This is a genomic window from Candidatus Buchananbacteria bacterium CG10_big_fil_rev_8_21_14_0_10_42_9 (assembly GCA_002773845.1).
In the GTDB taxonomy this organism is placed as follows: domain Bacteria; phylum Patescibacteriota; class Patescibacteriia; order Buchananbacterales; family 21-14-0-10-42-9; genus 21-14-0-10-42-9.
Genome location: PEZZ01000038.1, coordinates 1 through 6,833 on the forward strand (window position 1 = coordinate 1; position 6,833 = coordinate 6,833).

Below are 6,833 nucleotides of genomic sequence, written 5' to 3' on the forward strand. Positions count from 1 at the left end.
AAACGCAAGAGCATTTAGGTTTGCGCTTGACTACCATTCATAATCTTAATTTTTATTTGGAATTGATGAAATTAATTCGCGTGGCTATTCGGCAGGGTAAATTATAAGCTTTCCACAGCTATGTTGACATATTTTTTCAGCCTGCTAAGCTAGTATTAATATGCACAAAGCATTATTCAACAATCCTGTCCTCGGCTACGATCGGGGACCATTGGCTGTCGTTAAGGCCGTCATTGTCGCAGTTCCGCTGCGGGGTTGTTGAGTTATATCGTACCTTATCATATTTATAGCCAATAACCCCCAAGACGGGGGTTTTTAAGTTAATGGTAGAAATAAGGATAACTAGTATTTTTATTCCTGCCATTAACAACTGGCGGGCACGGGCTAGTTGCTCGTTGAACCATGGGCTATAAGAAATGGCACGATCTCGAGGCGGCGTGCACCAGCACCAGGTCGAGGGCCCCTGGAATAGGGGGTTCCTAGACCACCTGCGGGATTTCTTGACCGGTAAGGTCGAGAATCTCTTTCCACTGCCGGTCAAAAAACCGGCAAACTGAAGCCCCAAATTGCGATCATTGATCGCGAGAGGAGTTCTTATGGTAAAGACTGAGAGCGCAGAGAGCGCTCTCCCCCAACGAGTAGTTGAGCTACGCCTGCCGCAGCTGGTCATGCGACCCATGACCAAGGAAGAAATTGCGGCAGCTGAAGCTGCTACCGAACAGTTTCCTTGGAGGGAGTTTCAACCCAAGCGAAGCTAGCGCACACCAGCGCGAACACTTTGCCCGGAAGGGTGACCCCACCAGGTCGCCCTTCTTTTGCGTTTAGAGATTATCTTGCAAATAGCGCCAAATCATTTTATCAGTCATATATTCAACCGGCGCTTTATCGTCAGTAAAAACTAACTTGGAATCGTCGTGAGTTAACCGAGTAGTGTTATTTGCAATTACATCAGCGTGATACACTAGTTCTTTAAAAGTATTTTTTTTCGGCAGTGAGGCAAAGTCAATCGGCTCGCTACCGCCGGTTAACATATAATTCCAGCCATAATTTTCTTTGAAACTTGTAACGTAAGCATTGGGATAGACACTGGCGATAGTATTTTCTACCGCTACCAGCAAATCAGAGTCGTCGTTGGCAGCGTTAATATTCATCACTAATATACCGCCAGGATTTAAGTGCTCTTTGGTTAATTGCCAAAATTCTTGGGTGGCTAAAGTCCAGGGGATGTAGAGCTGTTGGCGATATGCATCAACTACTATGATGTCATATTTTTTTTCAGTGTACTGTAAAAAGATGCGGCCATCTTGCGAGAAAACATTTAGGTTTGGCTTGTCTAAATTAAAATATTGCTTCGCTATCTTAATCACTTGCGGATCTATTTCTACCCCGTCAATTTGCACAGCGTTGCCGTAAAAATGATTAAACTGCCGGCTAATGGTTCCGCCGGCCAAACCAATAACTAGAATATCGGTCGGTTCATCTTTTTCAATTAGCTTAGGCAATAAATTATAAAAGTCAGAATAATAATCGCCGGTAATAATTTTATCCGGATAATAAACAGATTGAATGCCAACCCCTTCGTTGTAAATTAAATAGCGGTTGCCTTCAATGTCTTGGGCGACTTGAATATATTGGTACGGGGATTCGGCTTCAGTCAGTAAACGCGAGTTATCTTTAATTGGCAGTTGCCCAATAATATAAATTGGCAACGCTAAAAGCAAAAGAAAAATTAAATTAATTTTTTTTTTGACTAAACCAATTGCCCCGGTAATAACTAAAAGTGCCGCGAATATACTGATAGTTGTTTTTGTGCCAATTAGTGGGATGAGTAAAATAGTCGGCAAAAAAGTGCCGACAATGCTGCCAACGGTGGAGACGGCAAACACCACGCCGGAAGTTTCACCAGACTCTTTCTCGTCGTGGGTGATTAAGCGGATAATAAATGGACTTACCATACCCAATAAAATCAGCGGCAAGCCAATTAAAATAGAAGTGATAATAAAAGAGCCCACAAAAATTATGACCGCGCTTGATTGAATGTCCCAAATATTAATGGTAACAAATTGAGCGAACGGCTTGATGAGCCAAGGCACAATTAAAAAAATAATGCCGGCAAAAAAGATAATTGACATCAACACCTTTCCCTCCGGTCGTTTATCGGCAAGCTTGCCGCCGAAATAATAACCAAGCGATAACGCGATAAGTACAATGCCGATAACATTCGTCCAGATAAAAACAGAGGTGCCAAAAAACGGGGCGATAAGCCGGCTGGCCGAAATTTCTAATGCCATCACCGACATGCCGGAAATAAAAGCGACCGCGAGATAAAACTTACGAGAATAATTTTGCATTTGCTTATTGTAGCATATTTTTTTACTTGGGTAGAGGTTTTTACCTGATGGCTATCATGGTTGACTAAATTCAATGTTTAGTATATACTGTGGAATCTTGAAAAATTTATGAAACAAGTTAAAAAATTAGTTAAATTCTTAAGACAGCGCAAGTATTTAGTATTGGCTTTGGTCGTTTTAGTGGCTTTTGTGGGTGTGCGAGCGGCGAGTAAAAAAACCAGTGAGGCCGAAGAACTGGTTGATCTAAAAACAGTAGTATCAACTAAAATTATAGAACCGACCGATACTATCACTTCGACCTTGCGTTTAAGCGGGGAATTAAAGCCCAAGCAAGAAACTGTTATTCGCAGTTTAGTGCAAGGCGATGTTTTGGCTTTAACTCCGGTAGGCACTCGCGTGAATAAAAATGACCAGTTATTTGTGTTGTCAAATAGTACTATTGAAACGTCCTACAACGCATCGCTTAGCGATTATAATTCAGCTCAGCAAAATTTTGAGCAAAAGAAATTTATCAGCCAAGAGTCGGTTGTGCAAGCTGAACTTAATTTAAATAGTGCAGAAGCAAATTTAAATTTAGCCCAAGATAGTTTAACTAACACAATTCAATCCAATGCCCAAAATCACGAGTTTGCCGTTGGCTCAGCCATAGTAGGGTATGACTCAGCGTATAACGCCATGCAGCAAGCCATAGTTTTTTTGGGCGGTGATAACGAAAACAGCCAGTTCGCTTATAAAAATGCGCTCAATGCCAATCAGCAGGGATTTATCAACGCCGAGATTGCTTATCTTGACGCCAAGCGCGCTTATTTGGATTTACCGCAATTTGCCAACCGCGATGATATTGAAAATTCGTTGAAGCTGGCCAAAAGCGTGATGGCTGAAGTTAACAAGGCGGTTAATTTAACTACGACCTTAACAAACTATTTAATTCCAAATAGTTCTTTATCCCAAAGCTCCATTGACTCCGATAAATCTTTGTTGGCTACTTATAAGGCTCAATTAACAACTGCGGAAAGCGGAATTAATAATGCGGTATTTAATTTAAATAGCACCAAGATTAAAAACGTAAGTACTTTACGGCAAGCCGAAACTCAATTGCAAAATGCTGAGATTCAATATAACAACGCTTTATCCGCTCTAGAAAGCGCTAAGCGTAGCGCGAATTTGCAAGTTTCCGGCGCCCAAACCGAATTGAATTTAGTTAGCAGCCAATTTGCTCAGGCCGATTATAATTTTGATAGCTTGTCGTTAGAAGCCCCTTTTAGCGGCGTAGTCATTGCCCATTACGTGGAGATTGGAGATCAAGTATCACCGGGCAATTCGATTGTACAAATCGGCGAGATTGACGGCATTGAAATTCAAGTTGATGTTGATAATAGCGACGCACAAAGCTTAAGCTTGGGACAATTAGTAGTGATTGATGATGATAAATCGGGTTTTATTTCTGAAATTGAGCCGGTGGCGGCCAATCAAACCGGTAAAGTCAAGGTGACCATTGAGTCCGACAACGATGATCACAGCTTTGCAATCGGAAGAATTGTTACCGTGCAAATTGATTTAGCGCGGCAAGGCGAAGATTTAATTGTGGTACCGTTAAAGTCAATTCAAATTGGCCAAAACGAAAGTTTTGTTTATATTGTGGAAAACGGCAAGGTGGCTAAAAGAACGGTGGAGCTTGGCGAAGTATTTGGTTTGCAAGTTGTAGTCAAGGACGGTTTAAGCCAGGGCGATGAATTTATTTTACGCAATGGAGAATTTATCTCCGAAGGCGAAGCAGTAGAAACAATTTTATCGGTTGAATAAATATTTGCCTGCCTAAAGCCAGAGGGAAAGCCAAAAGTTATGATGATAGAACATCCGGATGCCATTACTAAAAAGATAGATCAAGAAAAAATTGAGCGCGCCAATCAAAGCGTGCTTGGTTTTTTTGTACGCCGCATGCGCATTACCATTATTTTAACCGCAGTCATAGTGTTGTTAGGTTTTTATGCGGTAACCACTTTACAGCGTGAAGCCGACCCAGAAGTAAAAATTCCAATCGCGATTGTGACCACTGTTTTTCCTGGCGCAAGTCCGTTGGATGTTGAGGATTTAGTTACCAACGAAGTTGAAAGCAAGCTTGAGAGTTTAGAAAATTTAGATGAGATAACTTCTACTTCAGCGCTCGGCATTTCAACTGTCGTGGTTGAATTTCAAGCGGAAGCAGATTTAGAAGAGAGTATTCGCAAGTTAAAAGATAAAGTTGATGAAGTGTCCGATTTGCCAGACGATGCGGCCGATCCAGTAGTGACTGAAGTGCGGGCTAACGATTTTGCGATTGTAACTTTTAGTTTAATTGGGGATTTAACAGACGAGGAACTTAAGCGTATTGGAAAAGACGTCCAAGACGAGTTAGAGAAAATTAATGATGTTTCCCGCGTTAATTTAATTGGTGCTCGCGAGCGGGAATTTAGCGTGGAAGTAAATCGCGGTGCGTTAGACAGGTCTGGCGTTACCTTAAACCAAGTTATTAGCAGTATTCAGCAAGCTAACCATAATTTCCCTTTGGGTTCGGTGGATGTGGATGGCATTAATTATAACGTTAGGACAGTTGGTAAATTTTTAACTGGCGAAGAGTTGGGACGGGTGGCGGTCGGCGATACCTCATCTGGCCAAGTATTATTGCGGGATGTGGCTGAGGTTAAAGATCAATTAGCCAAAGCGCAGACACTATCGCGTATCTCGCTTAAAGGTTCGGCGCCGCAACCAACAGTATCGCTTTCCGTGTATAAAAAAACGGGCGGTGATATTATTTCTATTGTTGATCGAGCAAGGGCGGCAGTTGAAGATATGCAAGCCCGCGGTTCAATTCCTGAAACGGTACGCGTGGATGTAACCAATGATAACTCTCAATTTATTCGCGATGATTTAAAAACTCTAGGACGCAGCGGCATTCAAACCGTCTTTTTGATTTTAATTTTGTTAAGCATTGTGCTTAACCGCCGTAAAGCGATTATTACCGCCATTGCCATTCCGCTTATTTTCTTTATGGCTTTGTTTATAGTTAAGTTGCAAGGCGGCACATTGAATAGCTTAACTTTATTTTCCTTGGTGCTGTCGCTTGGTCTTTTAGTGGATACTTCAATTATTATTTTAGAAGGTATTCAGGAAGGCTTGCGAAAAGGCTACAGCCCTAAAGATTCGGCCTTGCTTTCCGTTCAAACTTATCTGTGGCCGGTAACGGCGGGGGTATTAACGACTATTTCCGCTTTTGTGCCGATGCTATTGGTATCCGGAATATTAGGTGAATATTTAAAGGTATTGCCAATTACGATTTCTTCAACATTAGGCTCGTCGTTATTTATCGCTTTAGTCTTGCTGCCAGGGTTTATCGGTTGGTCACTAAGCAAAGTGCCGGTTGAAAAACAATTAAAGCACACAGCTTACAATCGTTTTATTGATTGGTTGGAGCGCAAATATCGCTTAGCCATGGACAATTTAATGAATTTTAAGCAATATCGTAAGCGTCTGATTGCGATAGTCGGCACTGCGTTTGTTGCCGCAATGGCTATTTTGATTATTGCTATTCCAGTGGAAATGTTTCCGCAAGTGGACATTGACTTTTTTTATGTTGAAATAGAATTGCCGGCCGGTACAGTTTTAGAAGAAACTGAAAAGGTGGTTGCAGACGTTGAACGGCGTTTGCGTGAAATTCCTGAAATTGAAAGTTTTGTCACAAGCGTAGGGGCAGGCGGCGCTAATACTTTCAATTTTGGCAGCAGCGCAAGCAACAATTCACACTTGGCGAGCATAACCATTAATTTAATTGATGAAAAGGACCGTGATAAAGCGAGTTACGAAGTGGCCAAGAATTTACGCGAGCAACTTTCAGCAATTCAGGGCGGCCGTATTGTGGTTGATGAACTAAATGCCGGACCGCCAACAGGAGCGCCGGTTGAAATAAGAATTATTGGCGATGATTTGGCAGTCTTGAACCAATTATCGCGTGAAGTTGTGGCGATGCTTGAGTCAATTGAGGGAGTGATTGAAATTGAAAGTGATGAAAAAATTAGCCCGCCTGAATTTGCTTTTAGTTTAGATCAAGAAAAACTTGGCCAGTACGGGTTAACTTCTTTATCGGTTGGTTCAGTTTTACGCAGTGCCATTTACGGTTTTGACGCTACGACCGTAACTGCGGGCGATGAAGATATTGAAGTAGTGGTTCGCTACCCCGAATCAATTTTAGTTACTCCTGAGGATGTAAAAAATATTGAAGTCAATACGCCAACCGGCGAAACAATAAAATTGCAACAAATTGCTGATTTTAATTTGACGCCGGCGTTAGAAAATATCAGGCATACGGATTTAAAACGCATTGTAAATGTGCGCGCTCAAAATGAAGCCGGTATTCCGATTTCACAAGTTTTGCCGCGAGTTGAAAAAGGTGTGGCGGCGATTGCTAAACCAGCGGGGCATCAAATTGTTATTGGCGGGGAAGTCGAA

At 41.9% G+C, this 6,833-nt stretch carries 4 protein-coding genes; 3 read left to right on the plus strand and 1 reads right to left on the minus strand.

What is annotated here, in order from left to right:
* Positions 1-107 (plus strand): hypothetical protein (locus COT81_04835; protein ID PIS04716.1); only part of this gene is annotated, 107 nt, incomplete at its 5' end.
* A 714-nt stretch (positions 108-821) separates the two neighbouring features.
* Here COT81_04835 and COT81_04840 read toward each other — a convergent pair.
* Positions 822-2,351, minus strand: a complete 1,530-nt coding sequence (locus COT81_04840) for a hypothetical protein (protein ID PIS04717.1) — start codon at positions 2,349-2,351, stop codon at positions 822-824.
* Between the two features lie 108 nt (positions 2,352-2,459).
* Here COT81_04840 and COT81_04845 point away from each other — a divergent pair, with 108 nt between their 5' ends.
* Both COT81_04845 and COT81_04850 read left to right on the plus strand, forming a co-directional pair.
* Positions 2,460-4,154 (plus strand): hypothetical protein, encoded by a 1,695-nt coding sequence (locus COT81_04845; protein PIS04718.1) that lies wholly within the window; start codon positions 2,460-2,462, stop codon positions 4,152-4,154.
* A 39-nt stretch (positions 4,155-4,193) separates the two neighbouring features.
* The coding region (locus COT81_04850) for a hypothetical protein (protein ID PIS04719.1) at positions 4,194-6,833 on the plus strand (2,640 nt) is incomplete at its 3' end.

What these genes read in the sequence shown, in the direction of transcription:
- COT81_04840 (PIS04717.1), bottom strand. Translation starts at nt 2,351, where the DNA reads ATGCAAAATTATTCTCGTAAGTTTTATCTCGCGGTCGCTTTTATTTCC.
- COT81_04845 (PIS04718.1), top strand. Translation starts at nt 2,460, where the DNA reads ATGAAACAAGTTAAAAAATTAGTTAAATTCTTAAGACAGCGCAAGTAT.